Consider the following 25,170-nt stretch of genomic DNA (forward strand, 5'->3'; position numbering starts at 1 on the left):
GAGCCGAGGTTTTTTAACCGGTTACTTAGCCTTTGTAGGCAGCAACCGACTTCATGATCTCGGTGCGGGCAGCTTCAGCATCGCCCCAACCTTCGATCTTCACCCATTTGCCTTTTTCGAGATCTTTGTAGTTCTCGAAGAAGTGCTGGATTTGCTGAATCAGCAGAGGAGGCAGGTCGGTGTACTCTTTCACGTCAACGTACAGCTGGGACAGCTTGTCGTGAGGCACTGCAATTACTTTGGCATCGCCGCCGCCGTCGTCAGTCATGTGCAGGATGCCAACCGGGCGAGCGCGGATAACCGAACCTGGCGCTACCGGGTAAGGGGTAACAACCAGCACGTCCAGCGGATCACCGTCGTCAGCCAGGGTGTTAGGGATAAAGCCGTAGTTGGCCGGGTAGAACATCGGGGTAGCCATGAAGCGGTCAACGAACAGGCAATCGCTGTCTTTGTCGATTTCATATTTGATCGGCGCGTGGTTAGCCGGAATCTCGATAGCGACGTAGATGTCATTCGGCAGGTCTTTGCCAGCCGGAATCTTGCTGTAGCTCATTGGGCGGTGCCCCCGTGTGTAGGCCAGTTTACTTGGCCGATTTGGCCAAAAAGTGGCGGCGATTATAGGCGTATTCCTGTTACCACGTCACCCTTGGCCGCTCAGTGCTGTGCGCGGTATTCGGGGTGCTCGCTTTGCAGTCGTTTCAGGCGTGCGAGCGGGTCCTGACGGTAAAACAGGCTCAGTTGTTGATAGACCAGCGGGTAAGCATGGCTCAACAGGTCTGGCGCGCTGAAAAAGTACTCGCTGGTGACCGCAAAGAACTCCGCCGGGTTTTCGGCCGCATACGGATCGATAGGTGCGTGATCGGGGTTGTGATGGTCAAGGTAGTGATTGAGATGGTCGTAGGCCTGTTGCATGGCCTGGGTCCAGTCACTCACCTGCATGCTGCTGTGTAGTGGCGGCATGCCATTGGCGGCACCGTTGAGCATGTCCAGCTTGTGCGCCAGTTCGTGAATCACCAGGTTATAGCCTTCCCAGCCGCCGCTGCTTAGCACCCCCGGCCAGGCCAGCACCACGGGGCCATGCTGCCATGCTTCGCCGCTGTGATGGCCTTCCCATTCATGTTCGACACCACTTGAGTCGCGATGGCGCTGAGGGCTGATGAAGTCGTCGGGGTAGAGCACGATTTCGTGAAAACCCTGATACCAGTCCAGGTCGCCCAGATTGAGCAACGGCAGTTGTGCCTGAGCGGCCAGCAACAGCCGGCCCTCTTCGGTTAGCTCAACCCCGGGCATGGGCGTCAGGTGCTTGTCTTGCAGGAACAACACGCTGCTGTCGCGCAGCCACTTGTCCTGCTCGTCATCCAGCCCGTCGAGAATACTCAACCGCTGGCGCACGTCATGCCACAGGTCGGGCGCCACGGGGTGTTGCGCCAGAATCCGCTGGCGCCGCCATTCACTTAGAGACCACATAGTGGGCGAGGTCCCGATCAGGCTTTGGCTTTAGAAGGGCTGCGGCCCATACGGCTGCGAATCACGCCAATGATCATCGGTACCAGCGACAGCAAGATGATGCCCACTACCAGCAAGGACAAGTTGGACTTGATGAAAGGCACGTTGCCGAAGAAGTAACCCAGGGTCACCAGGCCGCCGACCCATAGAATCGTGCCAAACACGCTGAACATGAAAAAGCGCGGGTAAAACATGCGTGCCACACCGGCTACAAACGGCGCGAAGGTACGGAAAATCGGCAGGAAGCGCGCCATGGTCACGGTTTTACCACCATGACGTTCATAGAAGTCGTGGGTTTTTTCCAAGTAATCGCGGCGGAAAATCTTCGAGTTGGGGTTGCTGAACAATCGCTCGCCGACCGTTCGTCCAATGACGTAGTTGGTGCTGTCACCCATGATCGCCGCCAGCATCAGCAAGCCTGCGAGCAGTACCGGGTCCATGCCGCCGCCTGCGGCTACAGCGCCTGCGATAAAGAGCAACGAATCACCCGGCAAAAATGGCATGACCACCAGGCCGGTCTCGCAAAAGATCACCAGAAACAGGATGGCGTAGATCCATGGCCCGTAATTGTTCACCAGCATGTCGAGGTACACATCGAGGTGCAGGATAATGTCGATCGGGTTGAAATCCATGTAAAGCACCTGTGTTGATGACCCGGCTCTGCAGGTCTGTGCGGGGAGGGAGAAGTAGTTAACTACAAAGAATGTAGATTTTTCGTACTTTCGTTAAAGAAATCGGATTATACGTATTGATGCAAGTTCTGCTTATTGAGTTTGTAGCGAAGCGTGTATTCAGCGTCAAAAACTGTAGCCGCTGCCGAGGGACGATGGCTGCGAGCTTGAGTGCCTGTGCCCTCAACAGCTCGCAGCCATCGTTCCTCGGCAGCGGCTACACAGCCGGGCGGAGCGGGTTTCAATCGTTCTTGAGCAAGAAGTTCTCGCTCGGGGCGTCCACGTCCAGGGTTTGCACTTGCGCTTCGTCTTTCAGGTTAACCCCCGATAATTGCCGACGGCAGGCTTCGCGCATCAGGTACGCCAGCCGGTGAGCGGCCATGCCGTAGCTCAGCCCCTCGAGCCGCACATTGGAGATGCAGTTGCGGTACGCATCGGTCAAACCGACCTTGGGCGCGAAGGTGAAGTACAGCCCCAGGCTGTCGGGGGAGCTGAGACCGGGGCGTTCGCCAATCAGCATCACCACCATCCGTGCGCCAAGCAATTCACCGATCTCGTCGGCCACGGCGACTCGGCCTTGCTCCACCAGAATGACCGGCGACAGCGACCAGCCTTCTGTTGCCGTGTGCTCCTCCATACGCGCCAAAAAGGGCAGGGTGTGGCGATGAACGGCCAGCGCCGACAAGCCATCGGCGACCACCACCGCTACATCAATGCCGCCGGGGTTGGCCAGGGCATAGTCGCGCAATTGCTGAGCGGAGTCGTCGTTGAGCTTGCGCCCAAGGTCCGGGCGTTGCAGGTAGCTGTGACGGTCTGGCGCTGCACTGTGCAGTAACAGGCTCTCACGGCCACGCTCGGTCAGTTGTGCGCTCAAACCCGGGTGGTCAAACGGCAGATGCACCGCATCACGGGCTTGCGCGTGGGCAAACTGAAAATCAAGCTGGGCTTGGGTCGGCATGCTGGTGCCAGTGCGGCCCAACGCAATACGCGCTGGGGTCAGGCGGCGCAGTTCCAGCCACGGGTTGAGGCTGTCGGTGGGGGTATTGGCCATGCTTAGCGTCCTCCCAAGTGAGCCAGCGCCTGGCGAAACGCTGGCGGCAACTGATGACCGAACTCAATCCGGCCATCGGTCTGGGTGAAAATCCCGACCTTGCTCAGCCATTGCTCAAACTCGGGCGCCGGTTTGAGGCCCAGGGTTTTGCGTGCATACAGCGCGTCATGGAACGAGGTGGTCTGGTAGTTGAGCATGATGTCGTCCGAGCCCGGAATACCCATGATGAAGTTGATCCCGGCTACGCCCAGCAACGTCAGCAGGTTGTCCATGTCGTCCTGATCCGCTTCGGCATGGTTGGTGTAGCAGATGTCGCAACCCATCGGCACGCCCAGCAGCTTGCCGCAGAAGTGATCTTCAAGGCCGGCGCGGATGATCTGCTTGCCGTTGTACAGGTACTCGGGGCCGATAAAACCGACCACGGTGTTGACCAGAAACGGTTTGAAATGCCGCGCCACGGCGTAGGCCCGAGTCTCGCAGGTTTGTTGATCGACCCCGAAATGTGCATTGGCCGACAACGCGCTGCCCTGGCCAGTTTCGAAATACATCAGGTTATTGCCCAGCGTGCCGCGATTAAGGCTCAAGCCCGCGTCATAACCCTCCTGCAGCACATTCAGATTGATGCCGAAACTGGCGTTGGCCGCTTCGGTACCGGCAATGGACTGAAACACCAGATCCAGCGGAACTCCGCGATTGATCGCTTCGATTGAGGTGGTGACGTGGGTCAGCACGCAGGACTGGGTGGGGATTTCATAGCGCTGGATGATGGCGTCGAGCATATTCAGCAAGTCGCAGATTGAGGCGATGCTGTCGGTGGCCGGGTTGATGCCGATCATGGCGTCGCCGTTGCCATACAGCAGCCCGTCGAGAATGCTCGCCGCGATCCCGGCGGGGTCGTCGGTGGGGTGATTGGGTTGCAGGCGGGTTGAAAGCCTGCCACGCAGGCCCATGGTGCCGCGAAATTGGGTGACCACGCGGATTTTTTGCGCCACCAGGATCAGGTCTTGTACGCGCATGATCTTCGATACGGCAGCGGCCATCTCGGGGGTCAGTCCCGGTGCGAGTGCACGCAGGCTGTGTTCATCGGCTGCGTCGCTGAGCAGCCAGTCGCGAAAGCCACCGACAGTGAGGTGGCTGACCGCAGTGAAGGCCAGCGGGTCATGGCTGTCGATAATCAGCCGAGTGACTTCATCGGACTCGTAAGGGATCAGCACTTCTTGCAGGAAATACGCGAGCGGGATGTCAGCCAGTGCCATTTGCGCGGCGACCCGTTCACCGTCGTTCAGCGCGGCCACGCCTGCCAAAAAGTCCCCGGAACGCGCCGGGCTGGCCTTGGCCATTACGTCTTTGAGGCTGTCGAAACGGTAGGTCTGGGCACCAACCGCATGAGAGAAAGTTGCCATTCAGGGTTCTCCATAACGCCAGACGCAGCGCGTCTGGCGGGATTCTCAGCGGTTAGTGCAAGGCTTTTTCGGCCTGTTGGATAGCCGCGAATTCCTCTTCCGGCGTACCGGCTACCAAGTGGTGCCGACTGTAAAAAGCGAAGTAGGCAATTAATACTCCATAGATCACCGCGGCGCCAATCACCACGCGCGGGTCCACCAGGAAACCGGCGACTACGGCCACGCAAGCAAGCACCAAAGCGATGCCTGAAGTGAAAATACCGCCCGGCGTGCGATACGGACGCTCCATTTTGGGGCGACGAATGCGCAGGGTGATATGCGCGGCCATCATCAGCACGTAGGAAATTGTCGCGCCAAACACCGCCACCAGAATCAGCAAGTCGCCCTGACCGGTCAGCGACAGGCCAAAACCGATGATGCCGGGAATGATCAAGGCCAGTACGGGTGCCTTGCTCTTGTTGGTTTCGGACAGTTTGCGCGGCAAGTAACCTGCGCGGGACAGGGCAAAGATCTGACGCGAGTAGGCGTAAATGATCGAGAAGAAGCTGGCAATCAAACCGGCCAGGCCGACCAGGTTCACAAAGCCGCCCATCCAGGTCGAGCCGCCATAGGCCTTGCTCAGCGCTTCAACCAGCGGGTTACCCGATGCCATCAAGTGGTGTGCGCCTGCGCCGCCCGGGCCGATTACCAGAATCAGCAGGGCGAAGGTGACCAGCACCAGCATGGCGCCGATCAGGCCGCGAGGCAGGTCGCGCTTGGGGTTTTTGGTTTCTTCGGCGGCCAGCGGCACGCCTTCGACCGCGAGGAAAAACCAGATCGCGTAAGGAATCGCAGCCCAGACGCCGACATAGCCGAAGGGCAGGAAGGCGCTGGCCCCTTTGGCCTGGGTGACCGGGATGTCCAACAGGTTGGCGACGCTGAAGTGCGGCACCATCGCCACCAGAAACACGCCCAAGGCAATGGCGGCTACGGCGGTGATGATAAACATCAGTTTGAGCGCTTCACCGACGCCGAAAATATGGATGCCGATAAAGATGATGTAGAACGCCAGATAGATCATCCAGCCGCCAATTCCGAATAACGACTCGCAATAAGCGCCGATAAAAACCGCAATGGCGGCGGGAGCGATGGCGTACTCGATGAGGATCGCGGTGCCGGTCAGAAACCCGCCCCAAGGCCCGAATGCACTGCGCGCAAAGCCGTAGCCGCCGCCCGCGGTGGGGATCATCGAGGACAGTTCGGCTAACGAGAAACACATGCACAAGTACATGGTGGCCATCAGCAATGTGGCGATAAACATCCCGCCCCAGCCGCCCTGGGCCAGGCCAAAGTTCCAGCCTGCGTAGTCGCCGGATATCACGTAGGCAACGCCTAGGCCCACCAGCAGGACCCAGCCGGCAGCGCCTTTTTTCAGTTCTCTTTGCTGGAAATATTCGGAGCCGACTTTTTCAAAGTCGACCGAAGACGCCGCCGAAGCGGCAGTAGGTTCGCTAGGCATGTGAATTCACCTGTTCTTTTATAGTTTGAGAAGATATGACAGGGAGCAAAGCAAGAGCTGGGCCAAAGGCACGGGTTAGAGCGCCAGGTGCCCTTGTGGGAGCGGGCTTGCTCGTGATGCAGGCGCTGCGGTGGTTCAGTAACACCGCAGCGATCCAATCGCGAGCAAGCCCGCTCCCACACAGGGGTAGGGTTGGGGTGGTTAGAAGAAACCCAGTGGGTTGATGTCGTAGCTCACCAGCAGGTTTTTGGTCTGCTGATAGTGGTCGAGCATCATCTTGTGAGTTTCACGGCCAACGCCGGATTTTTTGTAGCCACCGAACGCGGCGTGGGCCGGGTACAGGTGATAGCAGTTGGTCCATACGCGTCCGGCCTTGATCGCCCGGCCCATGCGGTAGGCGCGGTTGATGTCGCGAGTCCACAGGCCTGCGCCCAGACCGAACTCGGTGTCGTTGGCGATGGCCAGCGCTTCGGCTTCGTCCTTGAAGGTGGTGATGCTGACCACCGGGCCAAAGATTTCTTCCTGGAACACGCGCATTTTGTTGGTGCCCTTGAGCAGGGTCGGCTGGATGTAATAGCCGGTTGCCAGGTCGCCTTCGAGCTTGGCCACCTGGCCGCCGGTCAGCAGTTCGGCGCCTTCAGCCTTGGCGATTTCGAGGTAGGACAGGATCTTGTCGAATTGCTGCTCGGAGGCCTGGGCGCCGACCATGGTGTCGGTATCCAGCGGGTCACCACGCTTGATCGATTCAACCTTCTTCATCACCACTTTCATGAAGTCGTCGTAGATCGATTCCTGAATCAGTGCCCGCGATGGGCAGGTGCAGACTTCGCCCTGGTTGAAGAATGCCAGCACCAGGCCCTCTGCCGCTTTTTCAATAAAGGTCGGCTCGGCCTGCATGATGTCTTCGAAGAAGATGTTCGGCGACTTGCCGCCCAGCTCAACCGTCGACGGGATGATGTTTTCGGCAGCACATTTCATGATGTGCGAGCCCACTGGCGTAGAACCAGTGAAGGCAATCTTGGCGATGCGTTTGCTGGTCGCCAGGGCTTCGCCCGCTTCCTTGCCGAAACCCTGCACCACGTTGAGCACGCCAGGTGGCAGCAGGTCGCCGATCAGCTCCATCAGCACGGTGATGCTCAATGGGGTTTGCTCAGCAGGTTTGAGCACCACGCAGTTACCGGCAGCCAGTGCTGGCGCGAGTTTCCAGGCAGCCATCAGCAGCGGGAAGTTCCACGGGATGATCTGCCCGACCACGCCCAGCGGCTCATGGATGTGATAGGCCACAGTATTGCCATCAATCTCGGCCGCGCTGCCTTCTTGTGCGCGGATGCAACCGGCGTAGTAACGGAAGTGATCGGCGGCCAGCGGTACGTCGGCGTTCAGGGTTTCGCGCACGGCCTTGCCGTTGTCCCAGGTTTCGGTCACAGCCAGCAGTTCGAGGTTTTGTTCGATGCGATCAGCGATTTTCAACAGTACCAGCGAGCGCGCTTGCACTGAAGTTGCACCCCAGGCATCGGTAGCGGCGTGGGCAGCGTCGAGGGCTTTATCGATATCTTCTGCGGTTGAACGCGGGAATTCGGCGATAGCTTTGCCGTTCACAGGCGAGGTATTGGTGAAGTACTGGCCTTTGACGGGCGCCACGAATTCGCCGCCGATGTAGTTACCGTAGCGGCTCTTGAACGAGACGATCGAGCCTTCAGTACCGGGTTGTGCGTAACGCATGGGGGTGTCTCCTGGCTTTATTGTGCTTATGGGAGGACGCGCTGTGGCGCTGACCTAAGCAGGAGCAAGGGCTGGGCCATATTTATGAAAGCCTTGTAAACCGTGGCTTTGCGGGTTTCAGCTGGGGGATGTGACAGGGCGGCTGTAACAGGTGTGACACAGTAGCTGTGACAAATTGTCCCATCGGTGACACAGTCGACGACCGGTGAGTCAGTTCGTGATTGCAATGGCTCGCACGCGAGAGGATGCTGGGCGTTCGGTTTGGACTGGATCTCTGTTGCCGCTGAGGGTGGGTTGCCTCTGTCGAGCCTGAGACCACCGAAGCAGAGCGGAGAACAATAAGAAATGCACAGCACCGATTTGAGCCGTCACGCACGGCAAGTCATTGATGTAACCCAGGGCCGTCCTCAAGGGTGTGACCCGTCTATCGTCCGCTCCTGGCAGCGCTGCCTGGAGGATTACCATCTCGATCCTGCGCAAACCATCGCCCCGACCGTGCTTGAGCAGGGCCGCATTCTCGAAGGCCGTGAGCGTTTGCAGCAGGTGCTGAAAATCGCCGGTCACGAAATGAACAGCCTGCATCAGCAACTCTCCGGTGCCGGGCATGCGGTGCTGCTGACCGATGCTCGCGGGGTCATTCTCAACTGTGTTACTGCCCCCTCCGAACGCAAGGTGTTTGAGCAGGCCGGGCTGTGGCTGGGCGCCGACTGGAGCGAGGCGTGTGAGGGCACCAACGGCATTGGCACTTGCCTGGTAGAGCGTCAGGCGCTGACTATCCATCAGGACGAGCACTTTCGTGGTCGCCACACCGGGCTGACCTGCTCGGCCAGTCCGGTATTTGATCCACAGGGTGAGTTGCTGGCGGTGCTCGACGTGTCGTCGGCACGCCATGACGTTTCGCGTCAGAGCCAGTTTCACACCATGGCGTTGGTCAATCTCTCGGCAAAAATCATCGAAAACAGCTACTTTTTGGGTCATTTCGATAACCAGTGGCTGCTGCGTTTTCATCTCCAGGCAGAATCGGTCGGGCTGTTCAGTGAGGGCATGCTGGCGTTTGATGGTGACGGGGTTATTTGCGCGGTTAACCAGAGTGCCCTGAACCTGCTGGGCCACGTGCGCGGCGGGTTGATTGGGCAGTTGGTCGAGAGTGTTTTCGATTGCTCGCGGGATGATCTGTTCGCTCGGGCTACCTCACAGGCCAGTACCAGCTGGCCGCTGCGTACCCGCGATGGCCGCCGACTGTTTGCAGCGCTGCGCGGTCAACCGCGGCATGCGCCAGCGCCGGTCGCCGTACACGTTGAACCACAGCGTCCGCGCCTGAGCGGGATTTGTCTGGGGGATGAAGCCCTGCAGGTCGATTTTCGCCGTGCGCTACGGGTGTTTGAACGTGATGTACCGCTGTTGATCAATGGTGAAACCGGCTCTGGCAAAGAAGCCTTTGCCAAAGCGGTACATCAGGCCAGCGTGCGCAGCAGCAAACCTTTTGTGGCGCTCAATTGCGCGTCGATCCCGGAAAGCCTGATCGAAAGCGAGCTGTTCGGTTATCGCGGGGGCAGTTTTACCGGGGCGCGTAAGGAAGGCATGCAGGGCAAGCTGCAGCAGGCCGATGGCGGCACCTTGTTTCTGGACGAGATCGGTGACATGCCGCTGGCGCTGCAAACCCGTTTGTTAAGAGTTCTGGAAGACCGTCTGGTAGTGCCGATTGGCGGTGAACCGTTGGCGGTTAACGTGCGCATCATCAGCGCCACCCACCGTAACCTGCAGGAACGCGTGGCCGCTGGCAGTTTTCGCGAAGACTTGTATTACCGTCTCAACGGGCTTGAGGTTGGATTGCCAGCATTGCGTGATCGCACTGACAAGTCGCAGTTACTGGACTTCTTGCTGGCCGAAGAAGCTTGTGAGCAACGGCTGGTAATTAGCCATGCGGCGCGCGAAGCGCTGCTGGGTTTTCCGTGGCCGGGCAACGTGCGCCAACTGCGCAACGTGCTGCGCACCTTGGCCGCCCTCTGTGAAGACGAGGTGATCCAGTTCGACGACCTGCCAGCCAATATTCGCCTGGCGCCGTCCAAAGTCCCTGAACCCTGTGAGCATCCACTCGAAGACGCAGAAAAACAGGCGCTGCTCCTGGCGCTGGAACTGCATCGCTGGCACATGACCCATACCGCGCTGCAACTTGGGGTCAGCCGCAATACCCTTTATAGAAAGCTGCGCAAGCATGGGATAGAGAAAAGCCACGGTGGGAGCGAGCCTGCTCGCGAAGGTGGTTAACGATAGCGCGTGCTTGCGGGTGAATCGCAGTGCTTTTGAATTCTTCGCGAGCAGGCTCGCTCCCACTGCAAAGCAGTGTGGCCAGAGCAGTGAATCATCAGGTGCGAAAAAAAGCCCTCTGGGCTACCCTTCGCCGATGATTTACGAGGTCGACTATGCACATTCATATTCTTGGTATTTGCGGCACTTTCATGGGTTCGCTGGCGGTTCTGGCCAAAGAACTGGGCCATCACGTTACTGGCTCTGACGCCAACGTTTATCCGCCAATGAGCACCCAGCTGCAGGCTCAAGGTATTGAATTGACTCAGGGCTACGACCCGTCTCAGCTCGATCCTGCGCCGGATGTGGTGGTGATCGGCAACGCACTGTCGCGGGGCAACCCGGCGGTGGAATACGTTTTGAACAAAGGCCTGCCTTACGTCTCCGGCCCGCAGTGGCTGGCGGACCATGTGCTGCAAGGCCGTTGGGTGCTGGCCGTGGCCGGTACGCATGGCAAAACCACTACCAGCAGCATGCTGGCCTGGGTGCTGGAGCACGCGGGCATGGCGCCGGGGTTCCTGATTGGTGGTGTACCGCAGAACTTTGCCGTGTCGGCCCGCCTGGGTGACACGCCGTTCTTTGTGGTTGAAGCCGATGAATATGACAGTGCCTTCTTCGACAAACGCTCGAAGTTCGTTCACTACCGCCCGCGCACGGCGATCCTCAACAATCTTGAGTTCGATCACGCCGATATCTTCCCGGATTTGCCAGCAATCGAGCGCCAGTTCCACCACTTGGTACGTACTATCCCGAGTGAAGGGCTGGTCATTCACCCGACCACCGAACCTGCGTTGCAGCGCGTGATCGAGATGGGCTGCTGGACTCCGGTACAAACCACCGGCGTTGATGGCCAATGGCAAGCCAGGCTGCTCAGCGAGGATGGCTCACGCTTTGAAGTGCTGTTTGAGGGTGTGATGCAAGGCACCGTCGATTGGGATATGACCGGCCAGCACAACGTGGCCAATGCCCTGGCGACCTTGGCCGCTGCACGTCATGTGGGCGTGGTGCCGAGCATGGCAATTGATGGCTTGAGCGCCTTTAAAAGCGTTAAACGCCGCATGGAAAAAGTCGCCGAAGTTCACGGTATTACTATTTACGATGACTTTGCCCACCACCCGACCGCTATTGCGACCACGCTCGATGGTCTGCGCAAGCGCATTGGTGACGCACCGCTGATTGCGGTGATTGAGCCGCGCTCCAACTCCATGAAGCTCGGTGCCCACCGTGATGGTTTGCCGCAAAGCGTGGTCCAGGCAGACTACGTGGTTTGGTATGCGCCGGCCAATCTGGGCTGGGATTTGGCCGCTACCGTGGCTTCGAGCCCGGTGCCGACCAAGGTGTGCGATTCGCTGGAAGCCATCATCGCCGAGGTCAAGGCTCAGGTTAAGCCGGGCGCTCATGTAGTCATCATGAGTAACGGTGGTTTCGGCGGGTTGCATGGCAAGTTGGCGGACTCGCTGCAATGAGTGGCCCTGAACGTATAACCCTGGCCGTCACCGGTGCATCAGGCATGCAGTACGCATTGCGCTTGCTCGACTGTCTGGTGCGCGAAGATCGCGAGGTGCACTTCCTGATCTCCAAGGCGGCGCAACTGGTGATGGCTACCGAAACCGACGTCAGCCTGCCGGCCAAGCCGCAGGCGATGCAGACGTTCCTGACTGAATACACCGGGGCTGCTGCCGGGCAGATTCGGGTGTACGGCAAGGAAGACTGGATGTCCCCCGTGGCTTCGGGGTCTGGTGCTCCGGCAGCGATGGTCGTTGTGCCTTGCTCGACCGGTACGTTGTCGGCGATTGCCACGGGCGCTTGCAACAACCTAGTGGAGCGGGCGGCCGATGTCACTCTGAAGGAGCGTCGCCAGTTGATTCTGGTACCCCGTGAGGCGCCGTACTCCAGTATTCATCTTGAAAACATGCTCAAGCTGTCCAATATGGGCGCGGTGATCATGCCGGCTTCGCCTGGCTTCTATCATCAGCCGCAGACCATTGATGACCTGGTGGACTTTGTGGTGGCACGCATTCTCAACCTGCTCAACATCCCCCAGGACATGCTCCCGCGTTGGGGTGAACACCACGTAGGCGGCGATGAGTAAGGCGCTGCTGGCTTTGTTGGTGGCTGCTCTGGTCTGTGGGTGCGCAAGTGTACGCACGCTGGACGCCGCCATGCCGGGTGCGCCGATTGTCTATTCAGGGACGAGACTGGATTTGTATGCGCTGGGGGGCGGGTGTTGCGCCAAAGATCGCTTTGGCGCGGACGCACCGCGCTATCCAGGTCTTGATCTGCCTGCCAGCGCGCTGCTCGACACGGTGCTGTTGCCGTTGTCAGTGCTAACGGTGCTGGGTGTCGGGTTTCAGGCCAGCGGCGGGTTGTAGCTGGCCTGTTGGGCTTACTTGCCTAGTTTGCGCAACTCATCGGACTCAACCACCCGCACTCCGTCCTGTTCTTCCAGCGCCAAGCGCCACAGGGCGCGGGCCAGTTGGCAGGCTTCGATGCCGTGGTATTTGCCTGGAAGCAGTTTTGACAGTGGCCCCGCTATTTGTTCGGCCAGTCGCGGTTCAACGCGATCGCCGAGCAGTAGCGAAGGGCGTGCGATAGTCAGTTGCGGCCAGTCCTGGGCGCGCACCGAGTGCTCCATTTCACCTTTGACCCGGTTGTAGAACACCGAGGATTTAGGGTCGGCACCAATCGCACTGAGAACAATCAGATGCCGGGCGCCCATGTCCCGGGCACGCTTGGCGAAAGCCACCACCATGTCATGGTCAACCGCACGGAAGGCCGCTTCAGAGCCTGCCTGCTTGATTGTGGTACCCAAGCAGCAGAAGGCAACATCAACCCTGCCACTGAGCAGGGGCAAGAACACAACCGGATCGCCTACCGGGTTTTCCAGGTGTGGATGCGCCGCCAAAGGCTTGCGAGAGGGTGCAAGGACACGGGCGATGGTGGGCTCATTGAGCAAACGGTCGAGCAGCAGCTCACCTGTAAGGCCAGTGGCTCCAGCGAGCAGGATGTGTGAAGGCGTCAAGTGCATAGTGTTTCCCCCCTTGATACATTCAGCGTAGTCATTCCAGGTTTATTTGCTTACTGCAAAGCCTGTTTTGCTTGGTGCTGACGTAAGCGTTGCCAGTGATTCAGAACGCCTTTTGGCGCCCAGATTTGCGGTTCGGAAGGTTCGTAGCCGTCAGCCTGTTCGCGCTCGGCGACGTACTGTTTGGCCAGCTTGAAGGCTTTTTGCAGGTCGTCGGTCTGGTTCAGGGCTTGAGCGAACAAGGCATTGCCGAAGTAGGTGAAGTCGGCTTCTTCCGAGCAGCCAAACGATACCTTGTCTGCGCGCGATGCGGTCATGATCAAGGTCTTTTCATCCTTGAGTGCCGGGATGAAGCCGCCCGAGTAACAGGACGAAATCACGATGATTTTGTCGCGGTTTTTCAGCGGAGCCAGCGCCGCTGCCAGTTCATCGGCAGGCAGGTCCGCCAGTTCAAGGCGGGGCTGGTCGAGTACCAGTTCGTGCTCCTGTGTACCGTGGCTGGTCAGGTAAATGAACACAAGGTCTTCGGGGCCGGTGCGTTCGGCCAGGGTTTTGGCTGCACGGTGCAGGTTCTCGCGAGTTGCCATGGGCCGATCCAGCAGATTGTCGCGATGGTTCACCAGCGTGATCTGGCCGCGGCTACCAAAACGGCTGGCGAGCATGTCGTTGACATAATCGGCTTCGCGCTTGAAGACGCTTTGTTTGCCGTCGCCTGCCAACACCAGGCTGTACAGTTCAATTGCCGGAGTCGATGGCGCAACGCCCGCCAGTGCCTCGTTGAGCAAGGTGCCCTGGTTGAGCAGCCCCAGCTCCAGCGGATCAGGCAATAAAGCGCCATTGGCATCGCGGACCCGTTGCCCGTTAAGCCAAAAACCGCGTTGCACGGTGCCGTCGCTCAGGGTCAGGCTGCCGTGGCCTTGATAGGTGTCTGCCGCGAACTCACCGACATAGCTGCTTGCGTCGGCCATGTTCAAGTGGCCGGTGCCGTTGAATCGCCATTCGTTGAACATGCCGCGATAGTGGCTACCGTCGATACCGATCAGCTCGCCTTTACCCGTCAATGCGCCGTCTTTGAAGTCGCCGATCCAGACATCACCGTCGGCATTTTCATAGCGCCCTTTGCCATTCAGCTGGTTGTTCTTGAACGCTCCCTCGTACTGGTCGCCGTCTGCGCTGTTAAAGACACCGTTGCCTTCCAACTCGCCATTGACGAACTGGCCGCTGAATTCGTTGCCGCTGCCATCGCTGCGCTTGCCTTCGCCGTGGGGTTTGCCGTGGGCAAACTGGCCTTGATACTGGCTGCCGTCTTCCAGCTCAAGATGACCGTCGCCTGAGAACTGGTCATCCTTGAATTGGCCGCGATAGCTCATGGCGCCTTCTTTTAGCGTGCCTTCACCCTCGCGCCGGCCTTGCTTGAAACCGCCGACATAAGTGCTGTCGTGGGTGGTCAGACTGCCTTGGCCGCTGTACTGCCCCTGCTCGAACCCGCCGCGATAAACATCGCCATTGCTGGCATGCCATTCACCCTGACCGTGCCACAGACCATTTTTGAAGTCGCCTGTGTACCAACTGCCGTTCGGGTAGTCGATACGGCCCTGGCCTTGCAGCAACCCATTGACCACTTCGCCCCGATAACGCCCGCCATCGGGCAGGCGTGCGTCTGGCGGTAACAGTGATTCACCGTCACCGCAGGCCGTCAGCAGCAGGGTCAAAGCAAGGGGGGCAAATGGGCGCATAGCGGGATCCGGATAATTAAGCCTGCGAGTATGCCGCAGCAGTAGAAGCTGTCTATAGGCCCAGATGAAACATCGAGAGATATTCAATGCCGGGGGCATGTACCCAAGCCTGCAAGGTGCAGCAATGCCGATGGCCGGTGGGACGTGCTTATAATGCGGCACAAGAATATTCGCTGGAGAGGTGAGATGTTGTTACGCGGCTTGACTTGGCTGGTGCTGTTTCAATTGCTCGGCACGGCCCTCAATCACTTGTTCGTCCCCGTACTGCCCGGACCCATTATCGGGTTGTTGTTGCTGTTGGGTTTTTTGATGGTGCGCGGTCAGGTCAGTGAGCCGTTGAGCCAGGCTGCCAGCGGGTTGTTGCGTTACTTGCCTTTGCTGCTGGTGCCCCCCGCGGTGGGCGTGATGGTGTATGCCGCCGACATTGCAGCTGACTTTTGGGCCATTGCCGGGGCGCTGGTGCTGTCGCTATTGATCTCCATGGCATTCATCGGGGTGCTGATGCAGCGCTTGCTCAAGGGGCACAGCCATCCCGAGGAGCGGCCATGAGTCTTGAGTGGCAAGGGGCCTGGGAGTCAGTCATCCACCATCCGCTGTTTGGTATCGGGATCACCCTCGGGGCTTATCAACTGGTGCTCGCAGCCTACGAAAAAACCCGCTGGATCTTCCTGCAACCGGTGTTGGCCTCGATGCTGCTGGTGATCGGCGTGTTGCTCAGTTGCGGCTTGAGCTACGCCGAGTACCGTAAAAGCACGGATATTTTAAGTATTTTGCTGGGGCCCGCGACCGTGGCGCTGGCGGTACCGCTGTATCTGAACCTGCGCCGAATTCGTCAATTGTTCTGGCCTATCTTTACTACGCTGGTGGTTGGCGGCGTATTTGCCACCGGGCTGGTGGTGGGGCTGGCCTGGTTGTTCGGGGCCGAGCACATGATGCTGATGACCCTGGCGCCCAAGTCCGTGACTTCGCCGATTGCCATGCTGGTGGCGGAGCAAATTGGCGGTGTGGCTGCTCTGGCAGCGGTGTTTGTGCTGATTACCGGGGTGATCGGTGCGATTTTCGGGCCGGGCCTGCTGCGCATCTTGGGGGTTCACAGCCCTGAAGCACGGGGTATGGCGCTGGGCATGACGGCGCATGCGGTCGGCACATCGGCAGCCCTGCAGGAGAGTGAAGAGTGCGGCGCCTTTGCGGCGTTGGCGATGAGTCTAATGGGCGTTGCCACGGCGGTGTTCTTGCCCCTGGCCGTGACCCTCGTGGTGTAAGGGTGAGTGTATGAGATTGCCGCTGTTTCCTTTGAGTACGGTGCTGTTTCCGGGTTGTGTGCTGGATTTGCAGATATTTGAAGCGCGCTATCTGGACATGATTGCCCGCTGCATGAAGCAAGGCACAGGCTTTGGCGTGGTGTGCATCCTGGATGGCCGTGAAGTCGGGGATGCCCCGCAGGACATTGCCAGAATCGGCTGCGAAGCGCTGATCCGTGACTTTCAGCAGCAGGACAATGGCCTGCTGGGGATCAGGGTCGAAGGCGGGCGGCGCTTTGAAGTGCTGAGCACCGAGTTGCAGCGCGACCAGTTACTGTTGGCCGAGGTCGAGTGGCTGGAAGAGGTTCCCGAGCAGCCGCTGCAGGAAGAAGACCAGGACCTGTTGGCCTTGCTCAAGGCTCTGGCCGAGCACCCGATGGTCGCGGCCTTGAATATGAGTACCGAGGTGGCGGGGCAGCAGTCATTGGCCAATCAACTGGCATACCTGCTGCCTTTTGCCGAGGCGGACAAGATCGAGCTGCTGCAGGTTGATGACCCGCAGCAGCGTCTGGATGGGATCCAGGTATTGCTCGATGAGATCCAGGGTGAGGCGCTTAACTGATTGCGCTATCCGTTAATAGGCGTAGCGCAGCAGCTCTTTGGGCAAGTGCCCCAGCATGAAGAAACCGTATAAGGCGGTTACTGAAGGCAAGAGCAGCCACCAGATTTTCTGCGGTATCGGTTCCAGTGGCATGAATCGCTGGCTCAGCGCCATGGCGAATGCGTTGACGGTGATGGCGAGCAGGGCACCAGCAGTGATATCGGTTGGCCAATGAGCACCCAGGTAAACCCGCGACATCGCCACGGTGATCGCCAGCAAACATCCCAGTAGCACCCAAGTGACGCGCATGCGCTGCGGCTGATTGCGCCCGGCCAGAATCGCCAGGGCGACAAAAAACGCAAACGCGCCGGAGCTGTGACCGCTGGGCATGCTGTAGCTGGTCAGCGGGTCGACCAGCACTTCGGGGCGTACCCGCGCAAAGAAGTGCTTGGTCAGCGTATTAGCCACGGCGGTAAATAGGGTGACCCCGCCAAAGAACCACATCGCCCGCCATTGGCGTGTACAGAACAGAATGACGCACACCAGCGCCGCGGCTAAAAGTTGGGTACCGAAGTTGCCGACTTGCGTGACCATTACGGCGGCGGTATCCATGACGCTACTGCGATGTTCCTGGACCAGCGCGGTGATGCCCTCGTCGAAGGCTGTCATGTGCGGGTAGCCGATAAACACCGCGAGCAGCAGGGTCAGGCTTAATGCGCCGATCAGCAAGGTGGTCCTGGGTTGGCGGCGAATACTGGCATTGATGCTCAGACCCAGCAGGGCGGCGAGGCCTACGGCAACGATGGCTGCCTGAGGCCAGAAGCCTTCGGGCAGCGGCAGGCGAATTGCCGCTCCGGTTGCCCACCCCGGCAGCAGATACGCCACCGACCAGCCTGCTCCGGCCAGCAGACTGACGGCGATAAAACGCGGGAGTGGCATATCGCACATCCCGGCAACCATCGGCAGCATAGGGCGCAGCGGGCCGATAAAGCGCCCGATCAGCAAGCTGACAATGCCGTAACGATGAAAATAGCTCTCGGCCCCGTTCATCCACTCAGGGTGAGTGCGCAAGAGTGGCAAGCGCCGGATGTTCTGGTGGAAACGTCTGCCCAAGAAGTAAGACACCACATCACCCAGCAGCCCGCCGAGAAAGCCCAGCACCAGGGTTTCGCCCAGTGATAGCGCTCCGCTGCCGGCCATGACGGTAATTGCAAAGAGCAGCACGGTGCCGGGGACGATAGTCCCGACAATGGCCAGGCACTCCATAAACGCCACAATAAGTACCGCAAGGCCCAGCCACTGCGGGTTGGCTGTCAGCCAGCCAGTCAAGCTATCGAGCCATGGGCCCATGTTTCAATTTCCTTGTTCGCTTTTAAGTTTTTTGTTGGGGTTAGTGTCTTGAAATGGGTCGCTTTTTTGTGGGAGCGGGCGTGCTCGCGATGGCATCACTGCGGTTTACCAGGCAGACCGCGTCGCCTGCATCGCAAGCAAGCCCGCTCTCACAATAGAGATCACGGGGTTTCCAGAATCAAATAGTCCTGCCCCTCAATCTGCCCACGACGCAGCGGATTGCGGGTGCAAAAAGCAGCGTAGTCAGCGTCGACAAAGCGGTACATCAAGTGTTCATCTCGCCCGTGGGGGATGCCCAAACGAGTGGTCTGGATGATCCGCGAAGGTTGTTCTCTGACGTCGTCGACCCATAAACGTTCGGGGTCGAAACATTTGGCATCCCAATCGCGCACTTTCAGGCCCAGCGCCTTGCACAGCAAGGTTTGCCCAGCACAGAGCTTTTGCTCGGTTCGCGGCTGGCCTTGGGCATCGGGGTTGTTGCGTTGCATCTGCGCCAGGCTGTCGGGGCCCGACAGATCATCGAGCCACGGGTAAGCCGACTTGATCAGTACAGCATTGCCGGGCCCGTGAGCGCTGAAATTCAGCGAGTCGCCGCCACGGGCGTAATACATATAGATGTGCCCGCCATCGAGAAACAGCGCTTTGCGCTTCTGCGTGAAGCCCAGCGAGGCATGGCTGCCCTTGTCGGCGATGTAATAGGCTTCGGTTTCGATTATTCGTGCGCTGAGCCACAGACCGTTGACCCGATGCCGAATGACCTTGCCCAGCAGATCGCGGGCAAGAAGTTGGGCATCGCGGTCGAAAAAGGCATCAGGCAGCATCATTGGCATTTTCAGGGCGGTCAGTGGATAGCTGAAAAGTGGCAGATCATAGCAAGTCATGCTTAATCGGGGCTGAACGCAGTGTATTTACTGCCCATTTCGACCATCCGCCTGCCACCGCTGTGCGTGAGGCGGCGGGACCGCTATAATCGGCCGCTTTCCTCCCTGCCAAGACCTTTGAGACCATGACTGAGTCCGTTCTTGACTACATGACCCGCTTGGGTCGCGCTGCTCGCGAAGCCTCCCGCGTGATTGGCCGTGCCAGTACGGCGCAGAAGAACCGTGCCCTGCACAGTGCTGCTGCGGCATTGGATGCCGCTCGTCTGGAGTTGGTTGCTGCCAACGAACTGGACTTGGCCGCTGGCCGAGCCAGCGGCCTTGAGCCTGCGATGCTGGAGCGTCTGGCGCTGACCCCTGCACGCATCGACAGTATGATTGTCGGTTTGCGTCAGGTGGCAAGCTTGCCAGACCCCGTCGGCGCAATCCGCGACATGAGCTACCGTCCTTCGGGTATTCAGGTAGGCAAGATGCGGGTGCCGCTGGGTGTAGTCGGAATCATTTATGAGTCGCGTCCGAACGTGACCATCGATGCGGCCAGTCTGTGCTTGAAGTCAGGTAATGCGACCATCCTGCGTGGTGGCTCCGAGGCGATTCACTCCAACCGAGCCATTGCGGTCTGCATTCAACGCGGCCTGGCCGAGGCCGGGCTGCCACCAGCCGTGGTGCAAGTGGTTGAAGTGACCGATCGCGCCGCTGTTGGCGCGCTGATCACCATGCCCGAGTACGTTGATGTGATCGTGCCTCGGGGCGGCAAAGGCCTGATCGAGCGCGTCAGCCGTGACGCCAAGGTGCCGGTGATCAAGCATCTGGACGGTATTTGCCATGTGTACGTCAGTGCCCAGGCCGATCTGGCCAAGGCTCAGCGTATTGCGTTCAATGCCAAGACCTACCGTTACGGGATCTGCGGGGCGATGGAAACCCTGCTGGTGGATCAGGCAGTGGCAGCCCGGTTTTTGCCGGCGATGGCTGAACAATTTCGCGCCAAGGGCGTCGAATTGCGCGGTTGTGGGCGCACTCAGGCGCTGATTGACGTAGTTGCAGCGACTGAAGAAGACTGGAACACCGAGTACCTGGACGCTATTTTGTCGATTCGCATTGTCGATGGGCTGGACCAGGCGATTGAACACATCAATCATTATGGCTCCCACCATACTGACTCGATCGTGACCGAACATCAGGGGGATGCCCGACGTTTTATGGCCGAAGTGGACTCCAGTTCCGTGATGCTCAACACACCAACCTGCTTTGCCGATGGATTTGAATACGGATTGGGTGCGGAGATTGGCATTTCTACTGATAAGCTGCACGCCCGCGGCCCGGTGGGTCTCGAAGGTCTGACCTGCGAGAAGTACATTGTGGTCGGTGATGGCCAGTTGCGCGGTCAGGAGCCGGTTTGACTTGGTCAACCTTAAAGCGTCAGTGCTGGCACCGATAATCGAAGCGTTACCCCGGCGCATTGGCGTACTGGGCGGAACCTTCGATCCGGTGCATATCGGGCATTTGCGTGGCGGGCTTGAAGTGGCTGAAATGATGGGGCTCGACGAGCTGCGTCTGACACCCAACGCCAGGCCGCCCCACCGCGACACGCCCCAGGTGTCAGCCCACGACCGTTTGGCGATGGTTGAGTGCGCTGTCGCAGGAGTGGCTACGCTGGTGGTGGACGCCCGGGAGCTGCAACGGGACAAGCCGTCTTACACGATCGATACGCTGGAACTGATGCGGGCCGAGATGGCCGCGGATGACCAGTTGTTTTTACTGTTGGGTTGGGACGCTTTTTGCGGCCTGCCCACGTGGCATCGCTGGGAAGAGTTGCTCCAGCATTGCCATATCCTGGTGCTACAGCGCCCGGATGCCGACAGCGAACCGCCGGATGCCTTGCGCAACCTGCTGGCAGCGCGCTCGGTAAGCGACCCGCTGGCCCTGAAGGGGGCAAGCGGACAGATTGCATTCGTTTGGCAGACGCCGCTCGCGGTATCAGCCACCCAGATCCGTCAACTGCTGGCCAGCGGTAAGTCGGTACGTTTCCTGGTGCCCGACGCGGTCCTGGCCTACATCGATGCGCACGGGCTTTACCGTGCGTCGAACTAAAAAGGGTGTGTTTCAAGGCGCGAATTGACGTGTATTGAAACACCCGAACATACGAGCAAAACGAGTTTTATATGACTGACAAAGATGTAAGCAAAGTAAAGCGCAAAGGCACATTCAAAAGCGCCCCGCTGCCAGAAAAAACCTTCAACGGCGAGCCTCTCAAGGGCGAAGAGCTGGTCAAGATCGCTGTAGCTGCTCTGGAAGACGTCAAGGCCCAGGACATTCAGGTTATCGACGTTCGTGACAAGCACAGCATCACTGACTTCATGATCATCGCTACCGGTACGTCCAACCGTCAGATCGGCGCGATGCTCGACAAGATCCGCGAAGCGGTCAAGGCTCTGGGCGTCAAGCCTTTGGGCGAAGAAGGCAAGGGCGACAGCGACTGGGTTCTGTTGGACATGGACGACGTGATCGTTCACATGATGACCGCCAGCGCTCGTCAGTTCTACGACCTGGAGCGTCTGTGGGCCGGTGCTGAGCAAAGCCGTGCAGGCAGCGCTGCTCACCACAGCCCGGAAAACACCCATGAGCATTTCCTGAAGCTCAACAAAGACCAAGAGTAAGGGTTCGCTGTGCGCCTGCGTTTGATCGCTGTCGGTTCGCGCATGCCTAAATGGGTGGAAGAAGGCTGGCATGAATATGCCAAGCGTCTGCCATCCGAACTGGCTCTCGAACTGGTGGAAATACCGCTCAATACCCGTGGCAAGAATGCCGACGTGGCTCGATTCATCCGTCAGGAAGGCGAGGCCATGCTGGCGAAGGTCGGCCCGGGTGAGCGGATCGTCACCCTCGAAGTGCACGGCAAGCCGTGGAGTACCGAGCAACTGGCGGTTGAACTCGACCGCTGGCGCCTGGATTCGCGAACGGTGAACTTTATGGTCGGCGGCCCGGAAGGGCTGGCGCCGGAAGTCTGCGCCCGCGCTGATCAGCGCTGGTCGCTGTCGCCGTTGACGTTGCCGCACCCGTTGGTAAGGATTCTGATCGGTGAGCAGTTGTACCGCGCCTGGACAGTGTTGTCCGGGCACCCTTACCACAAATAGTCAGCGTCCTGAATGTCTCAGCCGATTCGCCTTAAAGACCACGAGAAAGACGCACGCCTTGTGCGTAGCCGAGTCGTGGTCGGCGCAATTGTCGTTGTAGCGCTCATTTGCGCGTTGATTGTGCGGCTGTACTATCTGCAGGTGGTGCAGTACGAGTACCACTCCACCTTGTCAGAAAACAACCGGGTGCATGTGCGGCCGCTTCCTCCTCCCCGCGGCCTGATTTTTGACCGCAATGGTGTGGTTATCGCGGACAACCGGCCCAGCTTTAGCCTGACCATGACCCGTGAGCGTTCAAAGGGCTGGCAGCAGGAACTCGACGTTGTTGTCGAGATACTGGAGCTCACGCCTGAAGATCGCGCCCTGTTTGAAAAGCGCATGAAGCAGGGGCGGCGGCCATTTGAGGCCGTGCCCATCCTGTTTGAGCTCAACGAAGAACAGATCGCCCGGATTGCCGTGAACCAGTTCCGCCTGCCCGGGGTTGAGGTGGACGCGCAGTTAGTGCGTCATTACCCGCAGGGCGCGCATTTTGCGCACTCGGTGGGCTATATGGGGCGGATCAACGAGAAAGAGCTTAAAACCCTCGATCCGGTCAGTTACAGCGGCACCCACCATATTGGCAAAACCGGCATCGAGCGTTTCTACGAAGCCGAGCTGCACGGTCAGGTGGGTTACGAAGAGGTCGAAACCAATGCCCGCGGTCGCGTGTTGCGAGTACTTAAGCGCACAGACCCGATCCCCGGCAAAGACATCGTGCTCAGCCTCGATATCAAGCTGCAGGAGGCTGCCGAAGAAGCCCTTGCCGGGCGTCGTGGCGCGGTGGTCGCACTCAACCCGCTGACGGGCGAAGTGCTGGCCATGGTCAGCCAGCCGAGCTTCGACCCTAACCTGTTTGTGACCGGTATCAGCTTCAAGGCTTATGCAGAGCTGCGCGATTCGATTGATCGACCGTTGTTCAACCGCATCTTGCGCGGTCTGTATCCTCCGGGCTCGACCATCAAGCCCGCAGTGGCGATCGCAGGCCTGGACAGCGGCGTGATCAGCGGCGCAACGCGGGTTTATGACCCCGGCTATTACCAGTTGCCCAATTACGATCACAAATACCGTAACTGGAACCGCACGGGTGATGGCTACGTCGATCTGGATACCGCAATCATGCGCTCCAACGACACTTATTTTTACGACCTGGCCCACAAGCTGGGTATTGATCGCCTGTCTTCCTACATGAACCAGTTTGGCATTGGCCAGAAAGTCTCCCTCGACATGTTCGAAGAGTCTGCCGGGCTTATGCCGTCCCGTGAGTGGAAGCGTGCAACCCGGCGCCAGGCCTGGTTCCCGGGTGAGACGCTGATTCTGGGGATCGGTCAGGGCTATATGCAGTCCACGCCTTTGCAGCTGGCCCAAGCCACGGCGCTGATTGCCAGCAAGGGCAAGTGGATCCGTCCGCATCTGGCCAAGACCATCGAGGGCGTGCCGCCTGTTGATCCGAACCCGATGCCCGATATCGTCCTGCGTGACCCGTCCAATTGGGCCAAGGTCACTCACGGCATGCAGCAAGTGGTGCATGGCGCACGCGGTACGGCGCGGGTTGCGGGGGTTGGCGCGCAATACCTGATTGCTGGCAAGAGTGGTACGGCGCAGGTGGTGGCGATCAAACAGGGCGAAAAATACGACCGTTCCAAGGTTCAGGAACGTCATCGTGACCATGCCCTGTTCGTTGGCTTTGCTCCGGCCAATAACCCGCAAATTGCTGTCTCGGTCATGATTGAAAACGGCGAAGCCGGCAGTCGAGTGGCGTCGCCGGTGGTGCGTTCGGTCATGGACGCCTGGTTGCTGGGTGCAGACGGCAAACTCAAACCCGAGTACGGCGGTCCCGTAAAGGCAGAGGTTACGGCCAATGATCAGTAATTTTGACCGCATCCTCTCCAGTGAGGACGTGATGCGTCGCCGTGCCACGCTACTTCAGCGCTTGCATATCGATGGCCCGCTGCTGATTTTGCTCCTGACCCTGGCGGCTGGCAGTTTGTTTGTGCTGTATTCGGCCAGCGGCAAAAGCTGGGATTTGCTGAGTAAACAGGCGACTTCATTCGGCATCGGGCTGGTGTCGATGTTTATCATCGCCCAGCTGGAGCCGCGCTTTATGGCACGCTGGGTGCCGATTGGCTACTTGATCGGGGTCATGTTGCTGGTGGTGGTGGACGTCATGGGCCACAACGCCATGGGGGCAACGCGCTGGATCAACATTCCGGGGGTTATTCGCTTCCAACCCTCGGAATTCATGAAAATCCTCATGCCGGCGACGATTGCCTGGTATCTGTCCAAGCGCACCTTGCCGCCGCAACTCAAGCATGTGGCGGTTAGCCTGATGCTGATCGGGGTACCCTTTGCCCTGATCGTGCGCCAGCCCGACCTGGGTACCGCCTTGCTGGTGCTGGCGGGTGGCGCGTTTGTACTGTTTATGGGCGGGTTGCGCTGGCGCTGGATCCTCAGCGTGCTGGCAGCGACAGTGCCGGTGGCGATTGCCATGTGGATGTTCGTGATGCACGACTACCAGAAGCAGCGCGTACTGACCTTCCTCGACCCTGAAAGCGATCCGCTGGGCACCGGTTGGAACATCATCCAGTCCAAGGCCGCCATTGGCTCGGGCGGGGTATTTGGTAAAGGCTGGTTGCTGGGCACCCAGTCGCACCTGGACTTTCTGCCTGAAAGCCACACCGACTTCATTATTGCGGTAATGGGCGAAGAGTTCGGGTTGGTAGGTATTTGCGCACTGCTGCTGATTTACCTGCTGTTGATTGGTCGTGGCCTGGTGATTACCGCCCAGGCGCAGACCCTGTTCGGAAAATTGCTGGCTGGCAGCCTGACCATGACGTTTTTTGTTTATGTTTTCGTCAACATCGGTATGGTCAGTGGCTTGTTACCGGTGGTGGGCGTGCCATTGCCATTTATCAGTTACGGCGGCACTTCGCTCGTGACGCTGTTGTCAGCGTTTGGGGTTTTGATGTCGATTCACACACATCGCAAGTGGATCGCACAAGTTTGATTAA

Annotated in this window: 24 protein-coding genes; 13 read left to right on the forward strand and 11 right to left on the reverse strand. The window is 59.1% G+C overall.

The genetic code is table 11. The annotated features are described in order from the left end of the window. Positions 1-25: 25 nt before the first annotated feature. The 7 genes from ppa to exaC form a co-directional block, all read right to left on the reverse strand. Positions 26-553 (reverse strand): inorganic diphosphatase, encoded by a 528-nt coding sequence (gene ppa / locus U5A05_RS03240; protein ID WP_321835698.1) that lies wholly within the window; start codon positions 551-553, stop codon positions 26-28. A gap of 101 nt (positions 554-654) precedes the next feature. Further along, positions 655-1,467, reverse strand: a complete 813-nt coding sequence (locus U5A05_RS03245; protein WP_261740781.1) for a M90 family metallopeptidase — start codon at positions 1,465-1,467, stop codon at positions 655-657. A 17-nt stretch (positions 1,468-1,484) separates the two neighbouring features. Then, on the reverse strand, positions 1,485-2,138 hold the full coding sequence (locus U5A05_RS03250) for a DedA family protein (RefSeq protein ID WP_261740782.1): 654 nt from the start codon (positions 2,136-2,138) through the stop codon (positions 1,485-1,487). A gap of 280 nt (positions 2,139-2,418) precedes the next feature. Further along, positions 2,419-3,228: an ethanolamine ammonia-lyase subunit EutC gene (eutC, locus tag U5A05_RS03255; RefSeq protein WP_261740783.1), complete on the reverse strand. Its 810-nt coding sequence runs from the start codon at positions 3,226-3,228 to the stop codon at positions 2,419-2,421. Positions 3,229-3,230: 2 nt separating this feature from the next. Beyond that, positions 3,231-4,631, reverse strand: coding sequence for an ethanolamine ammonia-lyase subunit EutB (locus tag U5A05_RS03260; RefSeq protein WP_261740784.1), 1,401 nt, complete (start codon positions 4,629-4,631; stop codon positions 3,231-3,233). Between the two features lie 52 nt (positions 4,632-4,683). Then, on the reverse strand, positions 4,684-6,129 hold the full coding sequence (gene eat, locus U5A05_RS03265; RefSeq protein ID WP_321835703.1) for an ethanolamine permease: 1,446 nt from the start codon (positions 6,127-6,129) through the stop codon (positions 4,684-4,686). 201 nt (positions 6,130-6,330) lie between these two features. Further along, positions 6,331-7,851 carry an acetaldehyde dehydrogenase ExaC gene (exaC, locus tag U5A05_RS03270; protein ID WP_321835705.1) on the reverse strand — a complete coding sequence of 507 codons (1,521 nt, stop codon included), beginning with the start codon at positions 7,849-7,851 and terminating at the stop codon, positions 6,331-6,333. Between the two features lie 345 nt (positions 7,852-8,196). Here exaC and U5A05_RS03275 point away from each other — a divergent pair, with 345 nt between their 5' ends. From U5A05_RS03275 to U5A05_RS03290, 4 genes are all read left to right on the forward strand, one after another. Next, the gene (locus tag U5A05_RS03275; protein WP_321835707.1) at positions 8,197-10,119 is read left to right on the forward strand and encodes a sigma-54-dependent Fis family transcriptional regulator; all 1,923 of its coding nucleotides are present in this window, start codon (positions 8,197-8,199) and stop codon (positions 10,117-10,119) included. Positions 10,120-10,274: 155 nt separating this feature from the next. Then, positions 10,275-11,624 carry a UDP-N-acetylmuramate:L-alanyl-gamma-D-glutamyl-meso-diaminopimelate ligase gene (mpl, locus tag U5A05_RS03280; protein WP_261740787.1) on the forward strand — a complete coding sequence of 450 codons (1,350 nt, stop codon included), beginning with the start codon at positions 10,275-10,277 and terminating at the stop codon, positions 11,622-11,624. Next, complete coding sequence (gene ubiX / locus U5A05_RS03285; RefSeq protein WP_019824244.1) at positions 11,621-12,250, forward strand: flavin prenyltransferase UbiX; 630 nt, start codon at positions 11,621-11,623, stop codon at positions 12,248-12,250. Before mpl ends, ubiX begins: the two co-directional genes overlap by 4 nt. Then, complete coding sequence (locus U5A05_RS03290) at positions 12,243-12,530, forward strand: YceK/YidQ family lipoprotein (protein WP_261740788.1); 288 nt, start codon at positions 12,243-12,245, stop codon at positions 12,528-12,530. The genes ubiX and U5A05_RS03290 overlap by 8 nt, the downstream gene beginning before the upstream one ends. Before the next feature lie 14 nt (positions 12,531-12,544). Here U5A05_RS03290 and U5A05_RS03295 read toward each other — a convergent pair whose 3' ends face one another. Together U5A05_RS03295 and U5A05_RS03300 are read right to left on the reverse strand one after the other, a co-directional pair. Beyond that, positions 12,545-13,186 (reverse strand): oxidoreductase, encoded by a 642-nt coding sequence (locus tag U5A05_RS03295; RefSeq protein ID WP_261740789.1) that lies wholly within the window; start codon positions 13,184-13,186, stop codon positions 12,545-12,547. A 50-nt stretch (positions 13,187-13,236) separates the two neighbouring features. Further along, the gene (locus U5A05_RS03300) at positions 13,237-14,919 is read right to left on the reverse strand and encodes a C13 family peptidase (protein WP_321835715.1); all 1,683 of its coding nucleotides are present in this window, start codon (positions 14,917-14,919) and stop codon (positions 13,237-13,239) included. A 186-nt stretch (positions 14,920-15,105) separates the two neighbouring features. Here U5A05_RS03300 and U5A05_RS03305 point away from each other — a divergent pair, with 186 nt between their 5' ends. From U5A05_RS03305 to U5A05_RS03315, 3 genes are read left to right on the forward strand one after another with little or no spacing between them, the layout of a single operon-like run. After that, positions 15,106-15,468 (forward strand): CidA/LrgA family protein, encoded by a 363-nt coding sequence (locus tag U5A05_RS03305; RefSeq protein WP_261740791.1) that lies wholly within the window; start codon positions 15,106-15,108, stop codon positions 15,466-15,468. Beyond that, positions 15,465-16,181: an LrgB family protein gene (locus tag U5A05_RS03310; protein ID WP_261740792.1), complete on the forward strand. Its 717-nt coding sequence runs from the start codon at positions 15,465-15,467 to the stop codon at positions 16,179-16,181. The genes U5A05_RS03305 and U5A05_RS03310 overlap by 4 nt, the downstream gene beginning before the upstream one ends. Positions 16,182-16,191: 10 nt before the next feature. After that, positions 16,192-16,782 (forward strand): LON peptidase substrate-binding domain-containing protein, encoded by a 591-nt coding sequence (locus U5A05_RS03315; protein WP_261740793.1) that lies wholly within the window; start codon positions 16,192-16,194, stop codon positions 16,780-16,782. A 12-nt stretch (positions 16,783-16,794) separates the two neighbouring features. Here U5A05_RS03315 and U5A05_RS03320 read toward each other — a convergent pair whose 3' ends face one another. After that, positions 16,795-18,111: a bifunctional DedA family/phosphatase PAP2 family protein gene (locus tag U5A05_RS03320; RefSeq protein WP_321835719.1), complete on the reverse strand. Its 1,317-nt coding sequence runs from the start codon at positions 18,109-18,111 to the stop codon at positions 16,795-16,797. 161 nt (positions 18,112-18,272) lie between these two features. Then, positions 18,273-18,941, reverse strand: a complete 669-nt coding sequence (locus U5A05_RS03325) for a DNA-3-methyladenine glycosylase (protein ID WP_261742362.1) — start codon at positions 18,939-18,941, stop codon at positions 18,273-18,275. Between the two features lie 176 nt (positions 18,942-19,117). Between U5A05_RS03325 and U5A05_RS03330 the strand changes: the two genes are divergently transcribed. The 6 genes from U5A05_RS03330 to rodA all read left to right on the forward strand — a co-directional run bounded on the left by U5A05_RS03330 (position 19,118) and on the right by rodA (position 25,166). Continuing rightward, positions 19,118-20,389 carry a glutamate-5-semialdehyde dehydrogenase gene (locus tag U5A05_RS03330; protein WP_321835721.1) on the forward strand — a complete coding sequence of 424 codons (1,272 nt, stop codon included), beginning with the start codon at positions 19,118-19,120 and terminating at the stop codon, positions 20,387-20,389. Next, positions 20,358-21,080 carry a nicotinate-nucleotide adenylyltransferase gene (nadD, locus tag U5A05_RS03335; RefSeq protein WP_261740796.1) on the forward strand — a complete coding sequence of 241 codons (723 nt, stop codon included), beginning with the start codon at positions 20,358-20,360 and terminating at the stop codon, positions 21,078-21,080. Before U5A05_RS03330 ends, nadD begins: the two co-directional genes overlap by 32 nt. Before the next feature lie 71 nt (positions 21,081-21,151). Beyond that, the gene (rsfS, locus tag U5A05_RS03340; RefSeq protein WP_261740797.1) at positions 21,152-21,646 is read left to right on the forward strand and encodes a ribosome silencing factor; all 495 of its coding nucleotides are present in this window, start codon (positions 21,152-21,154) and stop codon (positions 21,644-21,646) included. A 9-nt stretch (positions 21,647-21,655) separates the two neighbouring features. Next, entirely contained in the window at positions 21,656-22,123 is a 468-nt protein-coding gene (rlmH, locus tag U5A05_RS03345) for a 23S rRNA (pseudouridine(1915)-N(3))-methyltransferase RlmH (protein ID WP_003444191.1), read from the forward strand. Between the two features lie 12 nt (positions 22,124-22,135). Then, a complete protein-coding gene (mrdA, locus tag U5A05_RS03350) occupies positions 22,136-24,031 on the forward strand; it encodes a penicillin-binding protein 2 (protein WP_261740798.1) in 1,896 nt (631 codons plus the stop codon). A 31-nt stretch (positions 24,032-24,062) separates the two neighbouring features. Continuing rightward, positions 24,063-25,166, forward strand: coding sequence for a rod shape-determining protein RodA (gene rodA / locus U5A05_RS03355; protein WP_261742363.1), 1,104 nt, complete (start codon positions 24,063-24,065; stop codon positions 25,164-25,166). The last annotated feature ends 4 nt before the right edge of the window (positions 25,167-25,170 follow it).

This window comes from Pseudomonas kulmbachensis (assembly GCF_963681935.1).
Lineage (GTDB): Bacteria > Pseudomonadota > Gammaproteobacteria > Pseudomonadales > Pseudomonadaceae > Aquipseudomonas > Aquipseudomonas kulmbachensis.